Here is a 25,776-nt window from a genome sequence, read left to right on the forward strand (position 1 = left end):
CTATACTTAAAGATAAAAACTTTTTCCTTTTACCGATTAAGTTTATACTTTTGGAAATAAGGACTTGTATTAGCTTAAATACGGATTATATGCTTTGTTATGAGAAATAAAATGGGGTACCGTTTGTTGTGGGAGCGTATTCGTACGGGTGATGAGGCCGCGTTTTTTGATCTTTATGCGGCACTTTACCAAGAGCTTGTTAATTTTGGAATCCGGACCTGTGGTGACAGTGACCTAGCAAGTGAGGCTACCGACCAGGTTTTTGTCAAGATTTGGGAGAAAAGAACACAGCTCGAACGCGTCGAAAATGTACAGTCCTATCTCATTACCTTTCTAAAAAGACGTATTCTGCGTCTGATCGAAAAGCAGCATAAAATTAATACGGCACTTCAGAACGTCAAAGCAGAAGATGAATGGATCGAGATGCCATACGACGAGTTTGTGATCAAAGTACAGACCAATGAGATTATTCAGATCCGTTTAAAAGAAGCGTTGGAAAAGTTGTCTTTTCGCCAGAAGCAATTGGTCAATCTAAAGTTTTTTGAAGGCTATTCTTACGAAAAGATTTCGGAAACTACGCAGATGTCTGTCAAGACGGCTTACAATACGCTTTATGACGCATTGAAAATCTTGCGGCAAGAGCTAAAGGATATTTAATACTATTGACTACAAGAGCTGGTGCATGTAAGGCATTTGTCAGTTACTGAATAGCATATCTCTGATTTTAATATCGCTTTAGAATAAAATAAAGTACTGGTAATTAATGTTTTGTGAAATATATTGTTTTTTTCTTAGGAAAAAGGTCTCATCATGGGCACTATAAGATAAATACCCATTAGAATGAGCCAAAAAGATTATAAGCAGTTAGAAGATTTTTTGATTGACGATACTTTTCAAAAGTATTGTTCCGGAGAAGATAAAAACTGCATTCTTTACTGGCAACAATACAGCTTAAATCATCCAGACCAGGCTGAAATGATCTTAAAAGCTAAACGTCTTTACCAAATATTGGTTGGAAATCGAAAATCTGTCCATGAGCAAATGGAAAGATTGAAGACTGATCTTCAAAAAGTTCCCGTTGAATCCTTACCTATCCGTCGAATAACCTGGCAAAAATGGGTTGCTATTGCTGCGGTATTGGTTGCTTTAGTGGCTGGCGGCGTATGGTATTATACGCTTCCAACAAATGATAGCATTCCTCAAGCAATGGTTAATATTGGCCAGGTTTATCAGACAGGAAAGGGCGAGAAGAAGACCTTTGAGTTGATTGATGGTAGTACTGTTACCTTAAACTCTGCAAGCAAATTGGACGTATCTTCGGATTTTAACAGCGAGTTGCGCTTAGTGAGGTTGGTTGGTGAAGGGTATTTTCAGGTAGCAAAAAATACGGAAAAGCCATTTATGGTGCAGGCTGCTGATTTTGATATCAAAGTTTTGGGCACTACTTTCAATGTGAAAAGTTATCCCGAAGAACCCACGGCAGAAGCGGTATTGGTGGAAGGATCGATTGAGATGAAAAGCAAAGGGCTTCGGGAGAACTCCATTGTTATTAAGCCAAATCAGAAAATTACCATATTTAAAAACCAAGATGAGGTTCTAGTCAATACAAATAAAGGAAATAAACCAACCCTCAGTAAATTACCTATTAAAGAAATCGCCATTGAAAATATTGCGGCGACGGAGTCCAATACTGCCGAAATACCCGATATCGCCTGGAAGGAAAATAGATTGGAAATTATGGACCAAGATTTCGAATCTTTACGCCGGACGCTGGAACGTTGGTATGATGTGGATATTGAGCTCCAAGGCGAACAATTAAAAAGATATCGCTTTACTGCAACCTTTAGTAAAGAAAATATTGAGCAGGTACTGAGTGCTTTACAAAAAGTTGAACCTTTTAAATTTGAATTATATGAGAAAAAAATAACGATCTCTGAAAAATAAAAGGATGGTGGACCAACACCATCCTTCATTGAAAAAATGATTAACCAAAAGCAGCAACATTGGGGCGTGCTGCTTAACATTAATTTTAACCAACACTAAAATATGATTAAAAATTGCTTATTGCAAATGCGCAATGGATATATTGTGCATTTTAGATTCATTATCCGGATGAAACTAGCCTTAATTATGACTACGTGTGCTGTAATCAATGTCTCAGCATCTGTATTTTCCCAACAAAAAGTTTCCCTGGATGTTCAAAAAACAAAGCTGAGCAGGGTACTTAAACTGATCGAAGAGCAAAGTGATTATTATTTTGTTTACAATTCGACCAACGAGAATTTAAATAAAGAAGTGTCAGTCAATGTTAATAATACAAAAGTATTGGACGTTCTGGCGAAGCTTTTCAATAAAAGTGGACTGGTTTATTCGGTATCCAAAGAAGGCCTTGTGGTGGTTAGCCAACAGCAACAGGTTACCATTTCGGGTATAGTAACAGATAATAAAGGGAATCCATTAGCAGGAGCCAGTGTACGTGTTAAAGGTACCGCCGTAGGACGGGCGACCGATATCAGCGGAAGGTTTTCAATTGAAGCTTCAACCGGTAATACATTGATTGTTTCTTTTGCAGGTTATACCTCACAGGAAGTAGCTGTAACGAAGGATGGCGATATGAAAATCATTTTAGTGGAAGATAACCGAATGTTAAATGAGGTGGTGGTCACCGCATTGGGCATGAAAAAGGAAAAACGTTCCCTTGGTTATTCCGTCACACAAATTGCTGGTGAGTCTTTGACGACGGCACGGGAAAATAATGTGATGAACTCACTTGTCGGAAAAGTCGCAGGTTTGGATATTAGTTCGACTTCAGGTGGTGCAGGGGCAGCTTCGAATGTAACCATACGTGGGATTTCTAGTTTAAATCAAACCAATCAACCTTTGTATGTAATCAACGGCATACCTATGGAAAGCAAGCCCGTGGGTATTGGCAATACGAACACCAAGGGAAACGCAGGTAGTCAGTGGGACAATGCGCCAGATTTAGGTGATGCGATCAGTAATATCAATCCGGACGATATTGAGAGTATTTCTGTCTTGAAGGGCGCAGCAGCATCAGCTTTATATGGGTCACGCGCAAAAGCAGGGGTGATTTTAATTACAACAAAATCTGGCAAGGGAAATTCAATCGATTTTAACAGCAATTTTGTCGGCGAGCAAATTATAGATAATACGAACTGGCAAACGGTGTACGGTCAAGGTTCCAATGGTGAAAAGCCAACTAATAAGGCCGGTGCCGCGCAGGTAGGTGGTTCTAGCTGGGGAGCAAGGTTGGATGGCTCACCTGTGGTACAATTTGATGGAGTAGAAAGACCGTATTCATTACAAGATGGAAATCTTAAAAGGTTTTATAGAACGGGTTCGACATGGACAAATACGCTAGCATTAAATAAATCATTTGATGGTGGATCAATTCGTCTGTCAGGAACAGATGTAAATAATAGATCTGTTGTCCCCAATTCAGGTCTAAAGAGACAGTCATTTAATTTGGTCGGATTGTTTGAGCCACTTAGAGGCTTAACAGTTGATGCACGTTATAATATGATTTTAGAGCAGGTCAAGAATCGTCCAATGGTATCTGATGGCGCTGGAAATGCCAATTATAATGCTATGTTTTTACCAACAAGTATTAATATAAATGATTTAAAACCATGGAAGGATGATCTTGGGAATGAGATACTCTATAATTCAGGAAATGTTTATGCAACTAACCCTTGGTTTGCAGCAAACGAATTTATCAATAACACCAATCGCGATCGCTCTATTGCCTCTGTAACGGCAAAATATACCATGGACAATGGGGTGTTTTTTCAGGGACGTGCGGGACGCGATGGATATTCCGATCATTATAAGAATGTCGTTCCCTCAGGTACGGGATATTATCCAAGCGGGAAGATTGCGGAGCAAGAAACAAAATTTGCTGATGTCAATGCAGACATATTAGTTGGTAAGTCTTTTGTATTGGGAGATTATACATTGACCCCTAATCTTGGAGCAAGTTATAGAAATACGAAAATCAAGCAGACGACCAATTTAGGTACTGACTTCGCCATATTTGGTGTTTATAACATATTAAATGCAAAGAATAAGTCTGTTAATTACCTCGAAAGTGAATCGGAAACACAATCAACTTATGGAACATTGGAATTTGCCTATAAGGATGTCGCTTATTTAACGGGAAGTTTACGGTCGGATTGGTTTTCTACTTTAGCGACGCCAGGGTTTGACAATAAATTAAATTCTGTTTATCCCGCTGTTTCGGGATCATTTATCTTTTCAGAGTATTTTAAGCCCACTTGGCTGAGCTATGGAAAGTTAAGGGCTGGTTTTGCACAAGTTGGACAGGCAACGGATCCATATCAAACCTTATTAACCTATAATTTTAGAAGCGAAACATTAAATGGGCAACCACTGGGAACTATTTCAAATGACAATATTCCCAATTCTTCCCTAAAAGCTTCTACAGCTACAGAGTTAGAGATCGGAACAGAGTTGCGCCTCTTCAATGACCGGGTGAATCTAGATCTTACTTGGTATAATAAAAAGTCGAAAAACGAAATTTCCTTTATCACGACTCCTTCTTCAAGTGGCTATAACGGTGCTGTGCTAAATGCTGGTGAAATGCAAAACAAAGGTTTTGAAGCACTGATTTCAGCAACAATCTTTAAATCGGAAAACTTTAAGTGGATTTCTTCACTCAATGGCTCTTATAATGATAATAAAGTGCTCTCGTTGGCAGAGGGAATGGATGAACAGTCTGTTGCAATTTCACGCTCAGGAGTAGGTTATTTAATGAATAGGGTCGGGATGCCTGCTTTTCAAATTATGGCATTCGATTATAGATACGACGAGAATAATAATATCGTTAAGGCAGCGGATGGTTCTCCACTGCGCGGTGATTTAAAGCCCTATGGTTCGGCTATGAACAAGTGGTTTGCAGGCTGGAACAATGAATTCAATTACAAAAGATTCAATTTTTCATTTTTGATTGATGGAAAATGGGGCGGAAAGCTGTTTTCTGGTACAGATTATTATGGATATATCAATGGATTACATCAGGAAACAGTGGCTGACCGTGAAAGTTTAGGTCGAACGGCAGCAACCTATTATACCAACACTGCAAATAATGTATCGAAGATATTTGTCAACAACGCTGATTTTGTTAAACTACGTCAAATTGTTGCGGGGTATACTTTTCCTTCCAATCTATTCCATAATAAGATTAAGGCGATAACAGTCAGTGCTGTAGCACGAAATCTTTGGATAATCATGAAGAAGACAAATAATATTGATCCTGAATCGAGCTACAACGCTACATTTCCGGGTCTTGAACTTGGAGGTGTACCCGCTGTACGTACCTATGGTGTTAATTTAAGTGTTAAATTCTAATCGCAAACCCCTCATGAAAAGATATATAAAACCAACACTCGCTAGCTTAGTTACAGCAACAGCACTTATCGTAAGCAGCTGTACAAAAGATTTTGAAAAAATAAATACAAATCCAATTGCTTATAGTAAAGACAATTGGGATCCTAATTATACATTTAGTTCTGCTCAGTTATTTTACACAGGAAGTTTTGATTTCGCGTACGATACCTGGCGTGGAAATTTGATCTATTCAGCTACAATGATGCAGGGTTTGTCTACCGTTGTGAGTTATTGGGCGGGAGATAAATATATGCTAAACGAAAGTTATACGGCAGCTTATTGGGGTAATGGAGTAGTGGGTGCCTATATCGAGCAGGTTCGGAATATTGTCGATGTTGTCGAGTTCACAAAAGACAAACCGAAATACACAAACCTTCATCATGTTGCAAGGATCTGGAAGGCATTGATATTTGCTCGTCTGACGGATCTGTATGGTGATGTTCCCTACTCGGAAGCAGGTGTAGGTTTTTATAATAAAATCTATAAGCCAAAGTATGACAAGCAACAAGATATCTACAACGATTTATTGAAGGAAATTGAAACCGCTACGGCAGCCCTGAAAGATGATGGTGATAAAGTGACCGGAGATATTATCTATAAAGGTGATATTGCTAAATGGCGGAAATTTGGGAATTCACTATTGCTCCGTACGGCCATGCGTTTGGTGAAAGTGGATGAACCCAAGGCTAAGGAATACGTACAAAAAGTGCTCGGGAAAACGATGTCCAGCAATACGGACAATGCCTTTATCTTGCATGATGTGTCTGGTTCCCGGGTTACCCAGAATCGGAATAGTCAAGTATTATTGGGCGATGGCGGACAGGAAAACTATTATGTTAAATGGTCCAAAACATTTATTGATTATCTGAAATCCAATAATGACCCCAGATTGAGAAAAGTTGCTGTGACTCAGCTTTACCTGTCTGAACAAAGTAAAGACCAAAATGCCGGATTTATAACGGATCCAGCAAAACAAAAAGGTATGCCCAATGGGAAGGACTTAGGGGCTAATCCACTCTATAATATTGGTGGAGATCCGAGTTACACGACCTTTCCAGATTATTCATCTCCTAATCCAAACATGGTTAAGCGAACGGGTGCTACTTTTATATTAACCTTTGGTGAGTCAGAGCTTCTGTTAGCGGAAGCTGCGCAAAGGTGGGGAATTGGAGGTAGTGCAACTGATCATTATAACAGAGGGGTCAAAGCAAGTATAACTTTCCTTGATCAATATGATGGCTCCTTGGCTATCAGCGAGGCCGAAGCGAACGCGTACTTAACTGCACATCCATTTAATACGACAGATGGATTGAAACAAATAAACATGCAGTATTGGGTCCATACCATTACTATGCTAGATTTTTATGAGACTTGGAGTAATTGGCGGAGAACTGGTATCCCTGCACTGATTCCTGTAAACTATCCCGGAAATGCAACATCAGGCACTATCCCACGTCGCTTCCCATATCCTGCAAATGAAGCGGCCATCAATGGAGAAAATTATAAGGTCGCTTCTTCAGCCGTACCTGGCGGCGATAACCTCGCTGGCAGGGTCTGGTGGGACAAATAATCACAATAGTTTTTTTTGAGGCTGAACTTTCGTAGTTTGGCCTCTTTAAACCTCTTATCAAAATATGATGAACCTAAAAAATCAAATTTTACTAATTGCGGCCTTGCCGTGGATTGTCTTTTCCTGTAATAGCGTTGACGAAAAGCAAAAGGAAAATGAGGCTACAAAAGTCAATAAATTGACCGGAACATATAGACTTTTGGAAAGTAAGACGATCAAAGGAAAAGATACGGTGACCGCATTCACGGATACCAGTAAAACCGAAATGTTTAAGATGTTTAATGAAGATCATTTCTCGTTTTTCAATCATGATAAGGAGAAGGGGAAAGGAAAAGAACCTCATTTTCTCGCTGGCGGAGGAACTTATTCATTTGACGGCAAAAATTATCAGGAACGGTTACAATATTGTAGCCTGCGTGACTGGGAAAGTAACAAGTTTGATTTTGAGTTAGAATTTAAAGGGGACACACTTATTCAACGGGGGGAAGAAAACCTGCCTGAACTTGGGGTAAAGCATACGATCATTGAAACCTATCTAAAAATAAAATAACATTATCCAATGAAGCTTTTATAAAACTTCATGAAGTATATTTTGTTAATGCAAGCACTCAGGGATTCCCTTGGGTGTTTTTTTTAGCCTATAGAGCTCAAAAAACGTATTTATTGACGCCTGTAAATGGCTCTTTATTTATCTTAGAAAAAAATAAAATTAAATTGCAACATTTTCTGGTGCTGTCCGACTATAGAATAGAAACATAGAAATTAACGGTATTAAATAGTAAACGTGCAAAATCAACTTAGCGATAAAGATTTATTAGCAATGTGCCAATCCGGTAATGAATCGGGATTTGCACAGCTCTACCATCGCTATGCGAAGAAGATTTTTAATTCAATCTATCGGATTTTGTCCAATCAGGAAGAGAGCGAGGATATTTTACAAGAGACTTTTGTGGAGTTTTTCTCAAAATCGGATAAATGGCAGGCGGTACTTAGTGTGGAGGCTTGGTTGCGACGGATGGGGGTGAATAAGGCGATATCTCTTTTGCGGAAGAATAAGCAGTATTATACACCAATTGATGATTTGGAAATCCAAGATGAGGGCGAAGACGAACTACTGGAAAAGGAATGGCGCGAATGCCAGCTGACTGATTTGGAATCTGTAATTGATCAGTTGACTGGGATCCCTAAGATGGTCATCAATCTTTATCTTTTTGAAGATATGAGCCATGATGAAGTGGCTGAATCTTTGGGAATGACAGCAGTGGCGGTACGGAGTCAATACCACCGTGCCAAAAAGAAAATTTACGAACAATTGAAGGAGAGGTATAATTATGCGGGATAATTTGAAGGATTTTGTTAATGCGAACCGGGATGCATTTGACCAAAAAGAGCCATCCGCGGATTTATGGAATAAAATCAAACCACAGGTGGTTCCTCAGGTACAGGAAAAGAAAATCATACCCTTATGGCGGTGGGCGAGCATTGCGGCAGCGATATTATTGATGGGTACTGCTACATTGTTAGTTTTTAATCAGAACGGTGGATCTGACCATACTGCTAAAGTAGCGAATATCAAACCAGTTACTGTTCAAAAAGAAACGGAAGTAATGGAAAAATCTACTCAGCGGGAAGCTTCTGTAAAAGTTGAAAAGGAGAAACCTATTCGAACAATACAGACAATGATAGCTAATCAAGAAATAAATCGTGTAGCGAAGACGGAGGTACCAAAAGCAGTTAAGGACAAGAATCTGAAAGAGAAAAAACAGGATTATATTGAAATGCTTCAGGACTCCATCAGGGCTAGTACACGCCTAGCGGCTGTACTTGGTCTTCAAAAACAGGGTAGTCTGAACGAAGATGCAACACTGGCGTTGGAGAAAACAGCAGTTTCAGATGAAAGTAGCAATGTGCGCATGGCAGCGATTGAAACCTTATTGGATGGTATGACGCCGGAAGCTAGACAACAAAAAGTTCAGGACTTTTTTGTCGCACAAAATGATCCGACATTGCAGGTTGAACTGATGCAAATGATTGAGCAGAGAGATGAATTGGAAATGAAAAATAGCACAAAGGATAAGCTGAATGCTATTGTAGAGGATCCCTTTACCATGAAGTTTGTTAAGGAGCAAGCTTATGCGGTACTGTTGCACCAATAGAACTAATATAATTGTGAGCAGACTATAGCGATCTTTGCGGTAAATTGGAAAAAATGGCGCTTAAGCGCCCAGGAATAGTTAGAAAAAAACAATAGATAAAGGATTAAATAATTAGAGCGATGAAAAGGATAAGAATAATGATTATGGGAATGGTCTTGCTTTTTGCAAATGCGTTGCAAGCCCAAATAAGGGAGAATGCTGAAGGTGCTATTCCACCAAAAGCACCCAAACCTCCTAGGGTAGTGCGAGGATCAGTTGGAGATAGTGGAAAGAAAGTTTGGAAAGAATTTAAAGTACCTGCTTTAGGAGAGAAGCTGTTGTTAAAATTTGATAATGTGTCTATCGAAGGCTATAATGGCAAAGAAGTTTTAATTACAGCGAATGTAGAAGAACAGGAAGAAAACGATCGTGCTAAAGGTTTACGCGTAGTCAACGGTTCGGGTTTGTCCGATAATTCGGGAATGGGGATGAATATCCAGAATAATGCCGGCGTGACCGAAATTAGTTTGGTGGGCATGCCAATGGAGGATTCGGTACATGTGCGGGTTCCTTTTAATCTTCCTATTAGCGTAAAAGGTCGCGGCGGTTTTTTTAATGGCGGTGGTATCGAGATAAAGGATGTTAAAGCTGAGGTGGAGATTTCCAGCACGATGAGCGATGTCAAAGTGATCAATGTAACAGGGCCGATTAATGTAAAGGTCGCTCAAGGAGATGTGGTCGCAAAATTTGTACAACCGGTTAAAGGACCGATCTCCCTTATCGCCGCAATGGGGGCTGTGGATGTCGCTTTTCCAGCAAAATTTGGCGCCAACGTAGATATGAAGACCTCAATGGGCAATATCTATGCCGCGGATGAATTTCAGTTTGAAAAACCTGTGGAGGAACCTAAAAGTAATCCTTACAACATGTCAAATACTGTTAAAGGGAAAATGAATGGTGGCGGACAGGATGTGATCCTGAAGACTTCGATGGGTGATATCTATATTAGATCCCAAAAGTAGTAGTTGAAACCCTGAAACAGGCTGACCATGTTTAGCATACGAAAGCAAAAAACCTTAACTACCGAACAGGTATTTAAGGTTTTTGATGCTTTTGCAGTTGTGCCTAAAGTTCTGAAATAGGTCTGTTATTTTTTTGGTTCCATACGAACCAAATACTGATCATTTTCATCTTCATATAGAATCTGGACTACCCAGCCCAGTTCGTGGGATATTTTGATGAGTTTGTCCTGATCTAGATACAGCCATTTGAAGGGAGTGCCCCTTTGTCCTTTGTATTCGTATTGATATTGAATCTCTCCAAAATAGTAGGTAGGCTTTTTGATATTATAATCTTTATAGAGATAAGTGATATCTGAGGAATCAAAAATAAGCTGTCCTTTTTCAGTTAGGAGCTCTTTACTATGCTGCAATAGCTTTTTAAAACCAGCAATGTCACCAGCAATGCCTATACCATTCATAAGAAACAGAAGAGTATCATACTTTTGTCCGTTAAATTGATAAAAATTTTGACAGATGATATTTTGCACGCCGCGTTGTTGCATAATATGGCAGGCCGTTTGTGATATTTCCAATGCATTGACCTCAAATCCCTTATCCTGTAAATATAAGCTATGACTGCCTACTCCTGCACCTACATCCAATACCCGTCCGTCACAGAGAGATAATCCGATAAACTCCAGTTCTGGAAAATCATCTGCATCCCTAAAAAAAACTTCTACGGGCATTTCGTCTTGGTCCCCATAACTCGTATGGAGCATTAATGGGAATTTTTCTTCCTGATGGATAAAGTAATCATCCAATGCTTCACCATATACGTCTCTATACATTGTCATTATCGATCATTAATACTTTTTTAGCGATATAGATGGAATCTTCATCACCAGTGTGTTTCATTGGTTCGTCCGAAAGTTTGATGACAGGTGTCCATTGGTCGTCCTCTGGGAGAGCATCGGTCATTTTGATGACAATATTCATGGGTTTAAGTCCTACATCGTTGGTAAAGTTGGTACCGACACCAAAGGAGTGTAATATCTTGCCTTCGCAATAATTCGCTATCCGCTCAACCTTATCGTAATCGAGCCCATCGGAAAATATGATTGTCTTTGACAGTGGATCTATCCCATTTTTCTTGTAATGCGCAACTACTTTGTCTGTAAATTCCAAAGGGTCGCCGCTATCGTGCCGTACACCATCAAATAATTTGGTAAGTTTTTTGTCGAATTGCTGAAAGAAAACTTCGGTTGTATACGTATCAGATAGCGCAATCCCAAGATCACCCCGATAAACATCGGACCATTGTTCCAAGCCCAGCAAGTTGGCCATCTTATAGCCATATTTAGCTGCATGAAACATAAACCATTCGTGTGCATGTGTGCCAATAGGTTTGGTCTCATATTTCATGGCCAGATGAACATTACTAGTTCCGATAAAGGTTTTTTCTCCGTATTGTTTTAAAGTACGGACAACCAGATCGTGGACTTCGTAGGAATGCCGTCTTCGGGTGCCGAAATCGGCAATGGTAATATGAAGTTTTTTATATTTTTCAATTTTATCTTTGGCTGTCGCGATCACTTCTTCATCTGACGCACGAATTAAACCTTGTGACTCATAGAAAAGTTCACAAATGAGCGACATTAGCGGTACTTCCCAAAGAATGGTCCGGTACCAATACCCCTCAATAACAACCTCGAGATCAGGTCCATCTTGGGTGATTTTGATTTCATCTGGATCATAACGATATCCCTGTAGAAAATCAAAATAGGTGGGATCAATATAAGGGCAAGTCCGCGCAAAGAAGGCCTTCTCAGCTTTGGTAAGGCGTAGATCTGCCATTTTGTTTACAGCCTCTTTTAGAAGGATGTCAAACCCTTCCGGAAACTTATGGTGGCCTCTATTGATAAAGTGGTAGCGTGCTTTTGCCTTGGGAAATAATTTGACTACCGCATTCTGCATGGTGAATTTATAGAAGTCGTTATCTAATATAGAGGTGAATGAAGCCATCTTTATTAATCTGATTTTTGTTTAAAGCTGTAAATTTACTAATTAACATGAAATTGTTCGGATTGTTCGTCATAAATATAACATTCGTGATACTAGGTATCCGTTATATATCGAAATTATATAAGTCGATAACCGCCCAAAACGAAGTCTTTGATGCTTTCAGAAAATACGCTAGCACCTCGAATAGTTCAACGTTCAAAAAAAAGCGGGTCAGTACATTACTGACCCGCTTTTTTAAGGCTTAAATTTTTGATCTCTTAGCGTGATCTTGTTCTTTCTGAACCACCTCCTGAACGACTAGAGCTTTCAGATGATCTCGACCTTGGCGCTGAAGAGTTTCCGCTATTTGCTGAACCTGACCTGTTTACCGTAGGAGCCGATGACCTTGTTCGGGAACCTTCAGAGCTTCTGTTTTGCACCGGTTGGGCAGGTTGGCTTGAACGAGTTCTACTGTTACCCGAGTCATAGTTTCCATTTCTTTGCGGCGTTGTTGCTGGTTGCGAACCACGTGAAGAATTTGCTCCACCTGTGTTGCTTGTACCCGTTCTTACGCGTGCATTGTAGTCCGTACTTCGGCTGTTGACAACGCTACCGTTGTCAACAGCGTTTCCTTGTCTGGTTCTACCGGTAGAAGTAGGGGTGTTATTATTTGTTGGATTCGACTGCCTGTCGGATCGTGTTCTGAAATCGTAATTGTTTGAATTTGGTGTTGTGCCCACATTATTTCTGTTGGTCGAACCATTATCTCTCGTTCTGCTGTTATTGTCTCCCGAACTACGTGTAGATCCGGTGGTACTGTTATTATTACGTGATCTTACCGATGCATTACCACTATTGTCTATGTATAATTCACGGTTTCCGGATCTTGTATTGATGTTATCCCGATTGGAGATGACACGGTTGGTACGGTCCGATATTGCACTATTATTGCTGCGTGTGCGAGTCGAAGCGTCAACGACATTGGTCGGACGTGCAGAAGAACGTGTGTTGCGGTCTACATTCGGACGGTACATACTGATTTCGTTTGCGCGTGAACGATTGCTGCTACTACGCGCAGATCCTGGACGATCGGCATTGGTAATGCGATTGACTGTAACACTTCTGCCGGTATAGCGTTCGATATCAGATCGACGTGGACCACCTACGTAATAGTTGTTATTAATAATCGTCGTGTTATTGATAACAGTTGTTCTATTATAGATGTTGTTATAATTGCGGCGATTTACATAATATCTGTCCATGTTTCGGTTCATAAAATGATTGACCGAAACAAAAGTCCAAAAGTTCATAGGGATATTGACCGAAACATTAATGTTCATACCGGGACCCAATGGAGCCCATCCATAATAGTCATTGCTTTGACGCCAGTTGACCCATGCTGGTCCCCATTCGTAATCGGGAACCCAACCCCAGCCATAACGGTCATTATAATTCCATCGTCCATAGTGGAAAGGAGCCCAACCCCAATCGTAGTTGGAAACCCAGGTGTTACCATAATCTGTCATTGACCAGTAACCATTGGTTGCATAAGGTTGGAAGTCCGGGCCAGCATCAGGGATCCATACATATCCATAGTTTGGATCATTGACCCATTGTCCGTATGGTGAAAGTTCATCATAGAACATCTGAAATGAAACCCCAGTGTTATTATAGTTATTATAACCTGCGTACCCCCCTCTTTGGGCCATTGATGTTGTGCAACTTGTAAAAGAAGCAACTCCGATTAGACCCAATACCCAATATTTTATATTTCCCAAATTTTTCATCTTCGTAATATTTTAAGTACGACAAAACTCTATGCTATTGTCTTTGTTATTATGACAGCATAACGTATTAAATGGTTTAATCAGTACAACATAAATCTGATTTTATAGATATAAAAGTCAAATTGATGATCTTTTTACATAAACGACAATTTTAGATACATATTTTTTATTTACCTTTACCGCTCGAATTGTTACGTGTTTGTTGAGCATATGAGGTGTTTTATGACACATTAATTTGACATAGACATAATTTTAAATGGCTAAAAAACTTCAGACTTTTTTCCTAGAATTCGCAAACATTCACCGTTTTTTATTGCGGTTTTGGCGCGAATTAGTAACACCACCATATGAATTCAAAGAAATTATTCGCCAATGCTATGAGATAGGCTATAAATCTTTGCCTTTGATCAGTTTAACAGGATTTATCGTTGGTTTTGTCTTTACCAAACAATCTCGCCCTTCCTTGGAAGAATTTGGTGCAACTTCGATGTTGCCATCCTTAATTTCCATTGCTATTGTCCGTGCACTGGCTCCTCTGGTAACGGCTTTGATTGCTTCGGGTAAAGTGGGGTCGCAAATTGGTGCCGAATTAAGTTCGATGAATGTAACCGAACAGATTGATGCAATGGAGGTATCAGGTACGAATCCTTATAAATATTTGATTGTAAGTAGAATTATCGCTACAACTATTGGTATTCCTGTGCTCTGTTTCTATGTAGCAGGTATTGGTCTTTTAGGTGGCTACTTAAGTATGATGAGTAAAGATGATTTGAGCTTTTTGAGCTTTTTTACACAGGTATTTGAAACGATTGCCTTCAAGGATTTGGGCGCTATGGTATTACGCGCTGTTATATTTGGCTTTACCATTGGAGCTGTTAGTTGCTATTGTGGATATTTTTCTTCTAAAGGTACAGAAGGAGTCGGTAAGGCCGCCAATGCGGCCGTGGTTGCTTCGATGTTTCTTGTATTTATTGAGGAAATAATTATAGTTCAGGTTTTATCGTTCTTTGGATAGTGGTATATGGAAAAAGCTACATTAAATATTGATCATTCTCAATCCGTTATTGAAATCAGAAATGTCAGTAAATCGTTTGGGGATAACCATGTGTTAAAGAACGTTAACCTGGAATTATATAAGGAAGAAAACCTTGTTGTATTAGGACGTTCGGGTACAGGTAAATCGGTACTGATCAAGTTGATTTCGGGATTATTAAAACCGGATGAAGGGACAATTGATGTATTAGGTGAATCTGTAACGGAATTAAACGATCGTCAATTGCGTGAATTACGATTAAAAATAGGTTTTTCTTTCCAAAATAGTGCGCTTTATGACAGTATGACGGTTCGTGAGAATTTGGAATTTCCTTTGGTGAGAAATAAACGGAAGCTCACACGATCTGAGATTAATTATGCAGTGGAAGAGGTGTTGGACGGCGTAGGCTTATCCCAAGCAATCAACCAGATGCCATCTGAACTATCAGGAGGCCAACGTAAGCGGATTGGTATAGCTCGTACGTTGATCCTAAGGCCAGAGATTATGATGTATGACGAGCCAACGGCGGGTCTTGATCCGATTACTTGCTTGGACATCAATGGATTGATTAATGAAGTTCAAGAGCGGTATAAAACATCGTCAATTATTATTACGCATGATTTGGCCTGTGCGAAGGAAGTAGGAGATCGTATTGTGATGTTATTGGACGGTAAGTTTGAAAGACAGGGGTCTTTTGAGGAAATTTTTGATACAGATGACGCACGTGTAAAAGCGTTTTATAATTATAATTTTATTCTATAATATACATGAGTAAGGCAGAAAATAAAAGAGCAATCATTGTTGGTATTTTTGTTTTTTTAGGCGTATTGATTCTTTTGGCCGGGATTTTTATTTTGGGCAGTCAACAGAAGAAATTTACAAGAAACATCGAAATCACAACTTCATTTCCTGATGTTGCAGGATTGAAAGTAGGAAGTAATGTCTGGTTTTCTGGAGTTAAGGTGGGGATTATTAAAAATATCCATTTTAAAAGTGTACAGGATGTCGAAGTTGTTTTAACTATTGAAGAGAAATCTGCGGAATATATTCGTAAAGATGCAGTCACAAAATTAGGTTCTGATGGACTGATTGGTAATAAGATTGTCGTTATTTCAGGCGGATCGCAGAATGCGCCTACCGTAGAAACCGGTGATTTTTTGCGTTCGGCCAAAACCGCTGATATGGAGGCGATGATGGAAACATTGCAGGTAAATAATGAAAATTTGGCTAAGATTACAACAGACTTTGTCGAGATATCACGTGGCTTAGCAGATGGGAAAGGAATGGTTGGTGCGATGTTGACCGATACGGCTATGGTGAATACGCTCCGTGCTAGTTTATTGTCCATCAGTGCAGCAATGAACAATGCGAACAAGGCATCCGCAAACTTGGTAACATTGACAAATTCGTTGAACAGCAATAGAGGTTTGATTCATGATCTGACGACTGATACCGCTATCTTCTCCAATTTACGTCAATCAGCAGCTCAATTGCAGGGCGTATCCCAAACGGCGAATGCGTTGATCAATAACTTGAATAATGCCTCGAGCCGATTGAATGATAAGGATAATGCAGTCGGTGTCTTATTGAACGACCCTGCTTCAGCAAACCAAATTAAGTCAGCGATCAACAACTTGAATTCAAGTACGGAGAAATTAGACGAGAATATGGAAGCTTTGCAGCATAACTTCTTATTACGTGGCTTCTTCAAGAAGAAGATGAAAGAAGATGCAAAGAAAGCAGAATTACTAAAGGCGGATAGTGCACAGTAGTTTTGATTAACAAAATATGGAAAGGCTTTACGCTTGCGTAGGGCCTTTTTTTCTGAGTGCATGTGGTACAAAATTCGTCGAAAATTTTTACAGTTGTTTGGAAAACGATGGAGGACCTAGCATTTTCTAAACGATAAGTCGTGCGTTTTTTTATTGAATTATTTTAAATAATTGCACGTTTGGATGATCTTTAGTTTAAAAGAAATGAATAAATCTGATATTACGGATAAAGAGGTGATCTACGAAGACAATCATCTCATAGCAATCAATAAACGAGCAGGAGATATCGTGCAGGTTGACGAAACAGGCGATCTTTCATTGGAAGATATGGTGAAGATCTACCTGAAAAAGAAATATGATAAACCCAATGATGCTTATGTGGGGGTGATCCATCGGTTGGATCGGCCTGTAAGTGGTATGATTCTTTTTGCGAAGACAAGTAAGGCGCTGGAGCGTATGAATAAGTTTTTTCAAGATCGTACGGTGAAAAAAACTTATTTTGCCATTGTGCGTCAACGTCCGCGAAATGCTGAAGGTAAATTGATTAACTGGTTAATTCGAAATAGGCAGACGAGAGTGACCAAAGCATTTCCGCGTGAAGTGAAGGGCGGTACCTATGCCGAACTGGATTATGCGGTAATAGGTGAGTTGAATGGCTTTTATCTGTTACGTGTTGAACCTCTTACAGGTCGTACGCATCAGATTCGTGCGCAGCTGGCGGCTATGGGTTGTCCTATTGTTGGCGATAACAAATATGGATATCCAAGAGGGAGTTCATTGGGAAGCATCTGTTTGCACTCGCGATCGCTAGCGTTTACACATCCCATAAAAAAAGAACAGATGAAGCTGGTAGCTTCATTGCCACAAGATGGCTTTTGGGACAAATTTGAAGCATTAGTACGCTAATCGTTAAATTTTCAGTAACTTTGGCCTATGAAATGGTTTAAATATCTACTCGTAATATTTACCTTAAGCTGCTCGGTGGTTTCTATTTCCCGAGCACAGTGTGCGATGTGTACATTGAATGCCGAGAATTCCACGAAAGAGGGGAATATGCAGGGAAGGGGGCTGAATGATGGCATCTTATTTCTATTGGTGATCCCTTATCTGGCTGCGGCTGGATTGGGCTATCTCTGGTATAAAAAATACCGTAAAAAGAATCCACCTGCCAAAAAATTTATTAACGAGATAAAATAGAAAGTAATGCCGACATCTAGATTTCATGCAATGATCCATTCCAAATGCCCCAAATGTCATGTTGGAAATGTATTTGAAGGAAAGGTTTATAGCTTACGAAAGCAGCAGATGAATGAAGTCTGTCCGCATTGTGGTGTTAAATATGAGGTCGAACCGGGTTATTTTTATGCAGCCATGTATGTGAGCTATGCATTATCTGTTGCGCAAACTGTAGCTGTATCGGTGATCATCGCAATTTTGACCAGGAGCGAGTCCCCCTGGATTTATATAAGTGGGCTGGCGGCTACTATTTTGGTTTTCGCCCCTTTTAATTTTAGGTATGCCCGTTTAATCCTATTACATTTCCTAACGCCCAAAATAAGTTATGATCCACGGTACGAACTGGCGATGGAAATTACTGAGAAAGATGAGGAACTGGAGCGTAATAAGAAGAATAAAGAATTCTAGTTTATATTTAAAAAAATAAGGTGCTTTAAAGCACCTTATTTTTTTAAATATTTCATTGTGCTGTCAAAAAGGAAAACCTTGTCCTTGTACGATTCCGAAACAAGTTGTTGTAAAGGTATCAAATGTACCTGTTGGAAGTCGGCAATATGTTCTTCTGAAGGTAAAACCACTTGGATACAATAAGTTATTCCTTCGTGGGGCGACTGGAGCATCTCCAGAAAATGAACTTGGAATTTTTGGGATTGCACGATATTATCCTCAATCCAAGAAACGATCTCATGGTGGATTGTTTCTTCTGCAATAATAGACACATTATATAAAAACATAAACAAAAATACGGTTTTATACGCTATTTTTGAATATTACGTTTAATTACTATATCTTGTAAAAATAAGGTTGCATTGGCTGCAATTTGGTTTTTAATTACAATATTTGAGTTAATTGATAAGGACGCATTTGGGATTATGAGGTTGCAATTTTGGACTATTTTGTTTTTCTGTATATTGACTATGTTGGGATGCCAACAACATAAAGTTGACCCTATACCCATCAATCAATTCTTTTCCACACCTGAAAAATCAAATTTTAAGATTTCTCCCAATGGGCGGTTCATTGCTTATATTGGCATGGACAATCATTGCAAAAATATCTATTTAATAGATTTAATGCATCAGGACAGCTCCAAACAGCTTACTTATCAGAATGATATCAATGTAAAATCATTTGTTTGGAACAATGATTCCAAAATTTCTTTTTTGACCGAACAATCTTCCCAGGATAGTTTACGTTTATATGCCGTGGATATTAACACAGAAAAGATTTGGCCACTCATTAAACCTGTTCGTGCACGGTTCAGGTGGGTTCATTCGATGGTTTCCGGTAAAGAGGCTTTTGTGGCGGGGATCAACGATCGAGACTCTTCATTTTTCGATCTTTATCGCATTTACTTGGACGGTAGACCACGGGAATTGATTTTGCAAAACCCGGGTAATATGAGCTCCTGGATTGCATCCAAAGACGGGCAGGTCCGCTTGGCGATTGCCAACGATTCGGTACAGCAATCTGTTCTTTTCAGGGCTTCACAGGAACAACCTTTTAAGGAGATTATACGCTGTGATGTTGAAAGTAGCTTTACCCCTTTAGGGTATAAAGATAGTTCAAACAGTATTATCTATGCCCTGTCAAATATAAATCGCGATAAGCTAGCCCTTGTTAGCTATGATCTGGTCAATGAAAGGGAATTGGGGGAGCTGTATAGTCATAAAGAGGTCGATGTGAGCCCTGGAGGATACTTTCCGGAGCAGAATCGTTTATTGTTTGTGAATTACACAACTTCAAGACAAAACCGGCATTTTTTTGATGAGGAGACAAAAAAGAAATATGATGAACTTTCGAAGCAAATTGATGGCTTTGAATTCCAGGTTCTCAGTACCGACGTTTCGGGTGAAAAAGTGATTATTAAGACCTATACTGATGTCAATCCCGGTGGAATTTATTTTTATGATTTTACCACAAAAAAATTGACCAAATTAGCAGATAATAATTCTGACCTTAAAGATAAAGAATTGTCCCCAAATGAGTTTATTACTTACAAAGCGAGAGACGGTATAACAATATCTGGATATTTGACCTATCCTGTACATTCCAATCGAAAAGATCTTCCTATGGTAGTATTACCACATGACGGTCCCAATGGAAGAGAAGTTTGGGGTTTTGATAATGAGGCACAGTTTTTAGCGAACAGGGGATATTTAGTTTTTCAAATGAATTATAGAGGGTCAACGGGTTTTGGAAAGAAATTTTGGACGGCGGGTTTTAAGGAGTGGGGTGGTAAAATTCAAGATGATATTACGGATGGCGTGAAATGGTTGATTAAAGAGGGAATCGCCGATAAGGATCGTGTAGCAATTGTTGGTAAAGGCTTTGGAGGATATTCTGCCCTGCATGCGGCTTGTTTCAATTCAGACCTGTATAAATGTGCAGTTTCTTATTCTGGATACACCAACCTATTTACCTATTTTAGGGATATTCCGCCTTATTTTAAATCCTATGTACAAAAAATGTATCAGATCGTAGGGAACCCTATTCGGGAAGCAGAGCTATTTAAAAATATATCTCCGGTTTTCCATTCTGACAAAGTACGGATACCTGTATTACTAGTCCAAGGAGGTAAAGACCGATTTAGCTCGGTAACGGATGCAAATCAATTTGTTCAAAAGCTAAAAAACAACAATGTTCCTGTACAATATTTTCTTAAGGAAGATGAAGATAGAACCTTTAAAAAGGATGAGAATGTATTTGGCTACTACAATGAGCTGGAACGATTTTTGGCAAAATATCTAGTAGACTAGGGGCATTATATGAAAGCAGAAAAATATAGTTATCGAAAAAATTATGGACTATTGCTGATGTTTTTCATTGTCATCAGTGGTTTGTATATTTTTGCACTTTTTCTGTCCAGAAATTATACCGAATCTCACATAAAGAACGAATTTACGAATAGGAAATCAGAGATTTTTGATCAAACCTTAATTCCTTTTAATGACTTTTTCCAAAATCGAATTCCTGAAGTTTCCTTTTATCAAGGCTTTTTAGATTCTGTGCAAGCCGGTAAATATGCTTATAGCATCTTAAGTTCTTACCCTTTTGTGCGGGAAATTGGTTTTTTTGATCTACAATTTAATAATGACCATAATTTAAATTACGGCTTTATCGTCAATAATTTAAGAATTCAACCCAAAACCATTACTTTTTTTACAGTATCCCGTTCGGGGCTCAATAAAAACACAATTCGTGACCGCGGTCAGATGGGGCTACATTCTGAAGAAATTAATAATATAGGTGTTAAGCTCGCTACCTATATCGATAAATTGCAACCGAATGCAAAGCTTTCTGATAAAGATATTTTGAAAGTATTTTATACGATCAGGCCGGGGCAGATTACCTATTTAAATATACCACGGGTTAACGATTTGATTGTTTATAAATCCATTATGGAAGGAAATTTGGACCATACTGTTGGTTATGAGCAAGACATGTTCAATTTTCAGATTGACCCAATGTATTTGGAGGTTAAAAATAGTTATACGAATCTCTATGAAAAAGTAGAGATTGTGCCATTAGTGGGGGCTCCGATCACGCCGGAAAATGATGAGATTTCGACAGAAATGCCGTTGCCAGGTGCTTTGGCTGATTATAAATTGCTTTTCAGATCAAGTAAAAGTTTTCTTTCGAAAGAGATAAATCGAAGTTTTTGGCCAGTATTGGGTGGTATATCCTTGATTTATATTATTTTGATTGCAATTTTATATTTAATTTATAGAAATTTAGAAATTAACGGGAGACTTTTTAAATTGCAATATGATTTTATCAACAATCTGACCCACGAGTTTAAGACACCTGTAAGTGTGATAAAAATTGCGGGAAATAATATCAAGAGTGCGCAAGTTCTTTCCGATGAGGAGCGAAAGATGTATGGTAATATATTGGATCAGGAAGCTGACCGGCTCAATAATCTAATGAATAAATTATTGTCCTTTAGTCAGATTGAAAATAAAACCATCAAATTAAATAAGGAAGAGGTGGATTTAGAGGAATTTACTGAAAATCTGGTTGCTTCCTCGAGAATAAAATACGCGGACTTCAAGATTAGCACAAAAATTGATGTAAGAACGTCAATGCTAGCAGATCCGGTATTATTGAGTAGTGTGTTTCAAAATATGATAGACAATGCCTACAAATATTCAAAAACAGGGCATAAAATCTTGGATATTGCGATACAACAAAATAAGAAGAATTTTGTTATCACTTTTAAGGATGAAGGAATTGGTATCGAGAAGGCGGAGTTTAACAATATCTTCAAAAAGTTTTATAGAATAAAAAGTCAATATAATCAGCAAGGAAGTATTGGTTTAGGTTTGGCTTTCTGTAAGGAAATCACTGAGTTCATCGGTGGGGACATTACAGTAAAAAGTCAACTGGGGCAGGGCACTACCTTCACGTTGGTATTTCCGGTTTAAAAATAAATTTAAATATGAAATATCCATGTTTAGAAAGCATGAAAACTTGTAGAATAAACTGGATATTAAAAGACAAATTGTTTACTTATGAATAAAGACATCACTGTTGCTGTTATTGAAGATGATGAGAACCTACGTTTCTTGGTAAAACATCGATTAGAATCTGAAGGCTATCAAGTCATCCAAAGCGGAAATGGGAATGAAGCAGAAAGTTTAATCTTGGAGAAAAGACCAGATGTGGTCCTTTTAGATTGGATGCTCCCAGGAAAAGAAGGTAACGAGATCTGCGAGGATGTCCGTAAGGCAGGATTTGAGAATATCATTATCATGATGACGGCCAAATCCCAAGATGTGGACAAGATTGAAGCTTATAGCTTTGGTGTGACGGACTATATTAGTAAGCCATTCAATATGGATGTGTTAATTGCTATGATAGATAATAAGGTGAAGTTTTTCCTACCTAAGAATAGCCCCGAGATCTATAAGTTTGGACAGACAGAACACCACCCAAATATTCATTCCTTAATACGTGATGGTAAAAAGGTGGAATTGACGATTTTGGAAAATAGAATCTTATTACATTTTCTTCAAAATTTGGGACGAGAGATCACCCGAGAGGAACTAATGGAAGTGGTATGGGGATATAGTTCGAACGTAAATACGCGGACGCTGGATATGCACGTAGTGCGTTTGCGGAAGAAGATTGAAACAAATCCGGATAAACCACATTATCTGCAAACAGTGCGTGGTCTGGGCTATAAATTTGTTGACGAAGAAGAGATTTGATTAGATTTGATGGATAAGAATTTGTTTTGTTGAAAACAATTATTATCTTCGTATAGATTGAAAGCAAGACCATGTTACCCGACGAGGGTAATATGGTCTTGTTTCTTTTTTAAAATGTAGAAAATAAGAAAAAAGATAAAATTATGGCAGAAGTAACTTATTTTACGGAAGAAGGATTGCGTAAGCTTAAAGAGGAATTAGCTTATCTGAAAACGGAAGGAAGATCTAAAATTGCCAATGCTATTGCAGAGGCAAGGGACAAAGGTGATTTGTCCGAAAATGCGGAGTATGATGCTGCTAAAGAAGCTCAAGGGCTTCATGAGGCTAAAATAGCCAATTTGGAAAACACCTTGGCTACAGCTCGATTGATTGACGAGTCCAAATTGGATACGTCGAAAGTCCTCGCTTTGTCTATAGTGAAGATCAAGAATAAAAAGAATGGAGCTGTGATGACTTATCAATTGGTTGCCGAATCAGAGGCGGATCTTAAGTCAGGTAAAATTTCTGTTAAATCTCCGATTGCTCAGGGATTGTTAGGTAAATCGAAAGGAGACACGGCGGAGATCGAGGTGCCTGCAGGTAAGATTGAATTTGAAATCGTAGAGATTTCGAGATAATATATGTCGGTTATGTGCGGTACGCCATAACCGCACATCCACAAATTAACTTTATATTAAGAAGGTCGGGTTCTAGCAATCGCGACCTTTTTTGTTTATATTTGTTCAGAACATTGACGGCTGAAAATTTAACGGCTGAAAAATTTTGTGAAGTAAACAATATTTATGCTGCTTATGGTCGTTTCATTATTATATAAAAGAGTTTATTCCAAATAGGATAATATGTCAACAATTTTTTCAAAGATCGTTGCTGGAGAGATTCCAGCTTACAAAGTTGCGGAGAGTAATGATTTTCTGGCTTTCTTAGATATCAGCCCTTTAGCGAAAGGACATGTTTTGGTGATCCCTAAGAAAGAAACAGATTACATTTTCGATATAGAGGATGATGAGTACATGGCGCTTTGGGTATTTGCAAAAATTGTTGCACAGGGGATAAAAAAGGTAATTCCATGTGTTAAAGTTGGCGTGGCTGTTGTGGGATTGGAAGTCGCACATGCGCACATCCATCTTGTTCCGATCAATAAAATAAGTGACCTAAATTTTGCGGGGCCTAAGTTGAGCTTAGGCGAAGATGAACTTTATCAGATCGCCGAGACAATCCGAGAGTCTATTATTAGCATAACTACACAAAATCAATAACAAGATTATATTACACTTGATTTACTTTCGTTTTTTAGGAGAATACTATATTTGTACTTTGTTGTTTTAAAATTATACAGGGATAGAAGTAGAATTTGATTCTAAAATGGAGAAAACAACATTGATTTTTACTGAAAGTTATGCATGAACTTTTGTTGTCATTTCAACAGCTAATGAATCCCGAAGAACTTTTGAGTTCTGGCGGGTTTTATTTAGTTATATTAATCGTATTTGCCGAAACAGGTCTGTTTTTTGGTTTTTTTCTACCCGGCGATTACTTATTATTTTTAGCAGGATTGTTTTGTGCACTCAACAAAATCGACGTGAATATCTATACGCTTTGTTTTGGCTTATTGGGTGCAGGAATACTGGGTAATTTTACGGGGTATTGGTTTGGTTATCGGGCCGGTCCCATGTTATTCAAGCGAAAAGATAGTTTTATCTTTAAGCGGAAATATGTGGTTATGGCGGAAGAATTTTACCATAAATATGGCGGAACGGCATTAATTATAGGTAGATTTGTCCCAATAGTTCGTACTTTTGCTCCTATCTTTGCCGGAGTCGTAAAATTAGATTTCAAAAAATTCGTTTTATATAACATCGGTGGAGCCTTGATATGGGTCTCGGTATTGACCCTTTCTGGATATTTCTTGGGGATTGAGTTCCCATGGATTATCCATTACGTTGAATATGTTGTGGTCGGAATGATCGTGATCGCATTTTTACCTATTGCAATCACTTTGCTGAAAAAGCGAATGAGAGACAAAAGAAACAAACAAAATATACAGTAAAATAAAAAATGAGTAAACAAAACCCTTGGCACATGGTTTCTCCAGGTGAGAATGTGCCAAATGCCGTAAATGCTATCATTGAGATTACGAACGGATCCAAAGGAAAGTATGAATTAGACAAAGAAACAGGTTTGTTGCTTTTGGACAGAGTAATGAGTTCATCTGTCGTCTATCCAGCCAATTATGGTTTCATTCCACAGACTTATTGCGACGATAAAGATCCTTTGGATATTTTAGTGATTTGTTCGGTTGATATTTTACCTTTAACATTGGTAGAAGCACAAGTTATTGGTGTAATGAATATGGTTGATGGTGGAGAGCAAGATGATAAAATCATTGCTGTTGCCAAAAATGATCCGGTATTCAACTACATTAAAGACATCGATCAATTGCCGCCGCATACGATGAAAGAAATTGTACAATTCTTTGAAAGTTACAAAGCATTAGAAAAGAAACACGTTGTTGTTGAAGGGGTGAAAGGACGTGAGGAAGCGCAACGAATCTTGATTGAGGCTATTGAATTGTACAACCAAGAATTTGCTAACAAATAACCC

At 38.7% G+C, this 25,776-nt stretch carries 25 protein-coding genes; 21 read left to right on the forward strand and 4 right to left on the reverse strand.

The features are described from left to right. The first annotated feature begins 99 nt into the window (after nucleotides 1-99). From HPC41_RS18810 to HPC41_RS18845, 8 genes are all read left to right on the forward strand, one after another. A complete protein-coding gene (locus HPC41_RS18810) occupies nucleotides 100-657 on the forward strand; it encodes an RNA polymerase sigma factor (RefSeq protein WP_172395558.1) in 558 nt (185 codons plus the stop codon). A gap of 183 nt (nucleotides 658-840) precedes the next feature. Next, entirely contained in the window at nucleotides 841-1,944 is a 1,104-nt protein-coding gene (locus tag HPC41_RS18815; protein WP_172395559.1) for a FecR family protein, read from the forward strand. Between the two features lie 186 nt (nucleotides 1,945-2,130). Further along, nucleotides 2,131-5,388, forward strand: coding sequence for a SusC/RagA family TonB-linked outer membrane protein (locus tag HPC41_RS18820; RefSeq protein WP_246250870.1), 3,258 nt, complete (start codon nucleotides 2,131-2,133; stop codon nucleotides 5,386-5,388). A 13-nt stretch (nucleotides 5,389-5,401) separates the two neighbouring features. Next, nucleotides 5,402-6,997, forward strand: a complete 1,596-nt coding sequence (locus tag HPC41_RS18825) for a SusD/RagB family nutrient-binding outer membrane lipoprotein (RefSeq protein ID WP_172395560.1) — start codon at nucleotides 5,402-5,404, stop codon at nucleotides 6,995-6,997. Between the two features lie 64 nt (nucleotides 6,998-7,061). After that, nucleotides 7,062-7,547, forward strand: a complete 486-nt coding sequence (locus HPC41_RS18830; protein WP_216660829.1) for a hypothetical protein — start codon at nucleotides 7,062-7,064, stop codon at nucleotides 7,545-7,547. 234 nt (nucleotides 7,548-7,781) lie between these two features. Further along, complete coding sequence (locus HPC41_RS18835) at nucleotides 7,782-8,339, forward strand: RNA polymerase sigma factor (RefSeq protein WP_172395561.1); 558 nt, start codon at nucleotides 7,782-7,784, stop codon at nucleotides 8,337-8,339. After that, the gene (locus HPC41_RS18840; RefSeq protein WP_172395562.1) at nucleotides 8,329-9,153 is read left to right on the forward strand and encodes a YidC/Oxa1 family membrane protein insertase; all 825 of its coding nucleotides are present in this window, start codon (nucleotides 8,329-8,331) and stop codon (nucleotides 9,151-9,153) included. Before HPC41_RS18835 ends, HPC41_RS18840 begins: the two co-directional genes overlap by 11 nt. A gap of 119 nt (nucleotides 9,154-9,272) precedes the next feature. After that, on the forward strand, nucleotides 9,273-10,154 hold the full coding sequence (locus HPC41_RS18845; protein WP_172395563.1) for a DUF4097 family beta strand repeat-containing protein: 882 nt from the start codon (nucleotides 9,273-9,275) through the stop codon (nucleotides 10,152-10,154). 125 nt (nucleotides 10,155-10,279) lie between these two features. Here HPC41_RS18845 and HPC41_RS18850 read toward each other — a convergent pair whose 3' ends face one another. The 3 genes from HPC41_RS18850 to HPC41_RS18860 form a co-directional block, all read right to left on the reverse strand. After that, a complete protein-coding gene (locus HPC41_RS18850; protein WP_172395564.1) occupies nucleotides 10,280-10,981 on the reverse strand; it encodes a class I SAM-dependent methyltransferase in 702 nt (233 codons plus the stop codon). Beyond that, a complete protein-coding gene (gene pncB, locus HPC41_RS18855) occupies nucleotides 10,974-12,155 on the reverse strand; it encodes a nicotinate phosphoribosyltransferase (protein WP_172395565.1) in 1,182 nt (393 codons plus the stop codon). Before pncB ends, HPC41_RS18850 begins: the two co-directional genes overlap by 8 nt. 257 nt (nucleotides 12,156-12,412) lie before the next feature. Continuing rightward, nucleotides 12,413-13,921, reverse strand: a complete 1,509-nt coding sequence (locus HPC41_RS18860; RefSeq protein ID WP_172395566.1) for a DUF6600 domain-containing protein — start codon at nucleotides 13,919-13,921, stop codon at nucleotides 12,413-12,415. 256 nt (nucleotides 13,922-14,177) lie between these two features. Between HPC41_RS18860 and HPC41_RS18865 the strand changes: the two genes are divergently transcribed. The 6 genes from HPC41_RS18865 (at nucleotide 14,178) to HPC41_RS18890 (ending at nucleotide 18,370) form a co-directional block, all read left to right on the forward strand. Continuing rightward, complete coding sequence (locus HPC41_RS18865; RefSeq protein ID WP_172395567.1) at nucleotides 14,178-14,936, forward strand: MlaE family ABC transporter permease; 759 nt, start codon at nucleotides 14,178-14,180, stop codon at nucleotides 14,934-14,936. A gap of 6 nt (nucleotides 14,937-14,942) precedes the next feature. Then, nucleotides 14,943-15,716 carry an ABC transporter ATP-binding protein gene (locus HPC41_RS18870; protein ID WP_172395568.1) on the forward strand — a complete coding sequence of 258 codons (774 nt, stop codon included), beginning with the start codon at nucleotides 14,943-14,945 and terminating at the stop codon, nucleotides 15,714-15,716. Nucleotides 15,717-15,721: 5 nt separating this feature from the next. After that, on the forward strand, nucleotides 15,722-16,726 hold the full coding sequence (locus HPC41_RS18875) for an MlaD family protein (protein ID WP_172395569.1): 1,005 nt from the start codon (nucleotides 15,722-15,724) through the stop codon (nucleotides 16,724-16,726). A 204-nt stretch (nucleotides 16,727-16,930) separates the two neighbouring features. Beyond that, a complete protein-coding gene (locus tag HPC41_RS18880; RefSeq protein WP_172395570.1) occupies nucleotides 16,931-17,632 on the forward strand; it encodes an RluA family pseudouridine synthase in 702 nt (233 codons plus the stop codon). Nucleotides 17,633-17,659: 27 nt separating this feature from the next. Beyond that, nucleotides 17,660-17,923: a hypothetical protein gene (locus HPC41_RS18885; protein ID WP_172395571.1), complete on the forward strand. Its 264-nt coding sequence runs from the start codon at nucleotides 17,660-17,662 to the stop codon at nucleotides 17,921-17,923. A gap of 6 nt (nucleotides 17,924-17,929) precedes the next feature. Further along, the gene (locus HPC41_RS18890; protein WP_172395572.1) at nucleotides 17,930-18,370 is read left to right on the forward strand and encodes a DUF983 domain-containing protein; all 441 of its coding nucleotides are present in this window, start codon (nucleotides 17,930-17,932) and stop codon (nucleotides 18,368-18,370) included. Nucleotides 18,371-18,405: 35 nt separating this feature from the next. Here HPC41_RS18890 and HPC41_RS18895 read toward each other — a convergent pair whose 3' ends face one another. Next, a complete protein-coding gene (locus HPC41_RS18895; RefSeq protein ID WP_172395573.1) occupies nucleotides 18,406-18,696 on the reverse strand; it encodes a DUF4286 family protein in 291 nt (96 codons plus the stop codon). 138 nt (nucleotides 18,697-18,834) lie between these two features. On the opposite strand from HPC41_RS18895, the gene HPC41_RS18900 reads away from it, so the two are divergent. The 7 genes from HPC41_RS18900 to HPC41_RS18930 all read left to right on the forward strand — a co-directional run bounded on the left by HPC41_RS18900 (nucleotide 18,835) and on the right by HPC41_RS18930 (nucleotide 25,773). Beyond that, the gene (locus tag HPC41_RS18900; protein ID WP_172395574.1) at nucleotides 18,835-20,721 is read left to right on the forward strand and encodes an alpha/beta hydrolase family protein; all 1,887 of its coding nucleotides are present in this window, start codon (nucleotides 18,835-18,837) and stop codon (nucleotides 20,719-20,721) included. A gap of 9 nt (nucleotides 20,722-20,730) precedes the next feature. Continuing rightward, the gene (locus tag HPC41_RS18905) at nucleotides 20,731-22,389 is read left to right on the forward strand and encodes a sensor histidine kinase (RefSeq protein WP_172395575.1); all 1,659 of its coding nucleotides are present in this window, start codon (nucleotides 20,731-20,733) and stop codon (nucleotides 22,387-22,389) included. A gap of 87 nt (nucleotides 22,390-22,476) precedes the next feature. Further along, nucleotides 22,477-23,175, forward strand: coding sequence for a response regulator transcription factor (locus tag HPC41_RS18910; RefSeq protein ID WP_077438378.1), 699 nt, complete (start codon nucleotides 22,477-22,479; stop codon nucleotides 23,173-23,175). Between the two features lie 143 nt (nucleotides 23,176-23,318). Continuing rightward, nucleotides 23,319-23,792: a transcription elongation factor GreA gene (gene greA / locus HPC41_RS18915; RefSeq protein WP_077438377.1), complete on the forward strand. Its 474-nt coding sequence runs from the start codon at nucleotides 23,319-23,321 to the stop codon at nucleotides 23,790-23,792. Nucleotides 23,793-24,014: 222 nt separating this feature from the next. Further along, nucleotides 24,015-24,431: an HIT family protein gene (locus HPC41_RS18920; RefSeq protein ID WP_172395576.1), complete on the forward strand. Its 417-nt coding sequence runs from the start codon at nucleotides 24,015-24,017 to the stop codon at nucleotides 24,429-24,431. 140 nt (nucleotides 24,432-24,571) lie between these two features. Beyond that, entirely contained in the window at nucleotides 24,572-25,222 is a 651-nt protein-coding gene (locus tag HPC41_RS18925; RefSeq protein WP_172395577.1) for a DedA family protein, read from the forward strand. An 8-nt stretch (nucleotides 25,223-25,230) separates the two neighbouring features. Then, nucleotides 25,231-25,773, forward strand: coding sequence for an inorganic diphosphatase (locus HPC41_RS18930; RefSeq protein ID WP_172395578.1), 543 nt, complete (start codon nucleotides 25,231-25,233; stop codon nucleotides 25,771-25,773). Nucleotides 25,774-25,776 lie beyond the last annotated feature (3 nt).

This window comes from Sphingobacterium prati (assembly GCF_013167215.1).
Lineage (GTDB): Bacteria > Bacteroidota > Bacteroidia > Sphingobacteriales > Sphingobacteriaceae > Sphingobacterium > Sphingobacterium prati.

What these genes read in the sequence shown, in the direction of transcription:
- HPC41_RS18820 (WP_246250870.1), top strand. Translation starts at nt 2,131, where the DNA reads ATGACTACGTGTGCTGTAATCAATGTCTCAGCATCTGTATTTTCCCAA.
- HPC41_RS18875 (WP_172395569.1), top strand. Translation starts at nt 15,722, where the DNA reads ATGAGTAAGGCAGAAAATAAAAGAGCAATCATTGTTGGTATTTTTGTT.
- HPC41_RS18900 (WP_172395574.1), top strand. Translation starts at nt 18,835, where the DNA reads ATGAGGTTGCAATTTTGGACTATTTTGTTTTTCTGTATATTGACTATG.
- HPC41_RS18825 (WP_172395560.1), top strand. Translation starts at nt 5,402, where the DNA reads ATGAAAAGATATATAAAACCAACACTCGCTAGCTTAGTTACAGCAACA.
- HPC41_RS18925 (WP_172395577.1), top strand. Translation starts at nt 24,572, where the DNA reads ATGCATGAACTTTTGTTGTCATTTCAACAGCTAATGAATCCCGAAGAA.
- HPC41_RS18810 (WP_172395558.1), top strand. Translation starts at nt 100, where the DNA reads ATGAGAAATAAAATGGGGTACCGTTTGTTGTGGGAGCGTATTCGTACG.
- HPC41_RS18850 (WP_172395564.1), bottom strand. Translation starts at nt 10,981, where the DNA reads ATGTATAGAGACGTATATGGTGAAGCATTGGATGATTACTTTATCCAT.
- HPC41_RS18905 (WP_172395575.1), top strand. Translation starts at nt 20,731, where the DNA reads ATGAAAGCAGAAAAATATAGTTATCGAAAAAATTATGGACTATTGCTG.
- HPC41_RS18910 (WP_077438378.1), top strand. Translation starts at nt 22,477, where the DNA reads ATGAATAAAGACATCACTGTTGCTGTTATTGAAGATGATGAGAACCTA.
- HPC41_RS18845 (WP_172395563.1), top strand. Translation starts at nt 9,273, where the DNA reads ATGAAAAGGATAAGAATAATGATTATGGGAATGGTCTTGCTTTTTGCA.
- HPC41_RS18860 (WP_172395566.1), bottom strand. Translation starts at nt 13,921, where the DNA reads ATGAAAAATTTGGGAAATATAAAATATTGGGTATTGGGTCTAATCGGA.
- HPC41_RS18920 (WP_172395576.1), top strand. Translation starts at nt 24,015, where the DNA reads ATGTCAACAATTTTTTCAAAGATCGTTGCTGGAGAGATTCCAGCTTAC.
- HPC41_RS18870 (WP_172395568.1), top strand. Translation starts at nt 14,943, where the DNA reads ATGGAAAAAGCTACATTAAATATTGATCATTCTCAATCCGTTATTGAA.
- HPC41_RS18840 (WP_172395562.1), top strand. Translation starts at nt 8,329, where the DNA reads ATGCGGGATAATTTGAAGGATTTTGTTAATGCGAACCGGGATGCATTT.
- HPC41_RS18930 (WP_172395578.1), top strand. Translation starts at nt 25,231, where the DNA reads ATGAGTAAACAAAACCCTTGGCACATGGTTTCTCCAGGTGAGAATGTG.
- HPC41_RS18890 (WP_172395572.1), top strand. Translation starts at nt 17,930, where the DNA reads ATGCCGACATCTAGATTTCATGCAATGATCCATTCCAAATGCCCCAAA.
- HPC41_RS18830 (WP_216660829.1), top strand. Translation starts at nt 7,062, where the DNA reads ATGATGAACCTAAAAAATCAAATTTTACTAATTGCGGCCTTGCCGTGG.
- HPC41_RS18885 (WP_172395571.1), top strand. Translation starts at nt 17,660, where the DNA reads ATGAAATGGTTTAAATATCTACTCGTAATATTTACCTTAAGCTGCTCG.
- HPC41_RS18895 (WP_172395573.1), bottom strand. Translation starts at nt 18,696, where the DNA reads ATGTTTTTATATAATGTGTCTATTATTGCAGAAGAAACAATCCACCAT.
- HPC41_RS18865 (WP_172395567.1), top strand. Translation starts at nt 14,178, where the DNA reads ATGGCTAAAAAACTTCAGACTTTTTTCCTAGAATTCGCAAACATTCAC.
- HPC41_RS18815 (WP_172395559.1), top strand. Translation starts at nt 841, where the DNA reads ATGAGCCAAAAAGATTATAAGCAGTTAGAAGATTTTTTGATTGACGAT.
- greA (WP_077438377.1), top strand. Translation starts at nt 23,319, where the DNA reads ATGGCAGAAGTAACTTATTTTACGGAAGAAGGATTGCGTAAGCTTAAA.
- pncB (WP_172395565.1), bottom strand. Translation starts at nt 12,155, where the DNA reads ATGGCTTCATTCACCTCTATATTAGATAACGACTTCTATAAATTCACC.
- HPC41_RS18880 (WP_172395570.1), top strand. Translation starts at nt 16,931, where the DNA reads ATGAATAAATCTGATATTACGGATAAAGAGGTGATCTACGAAGACAAT.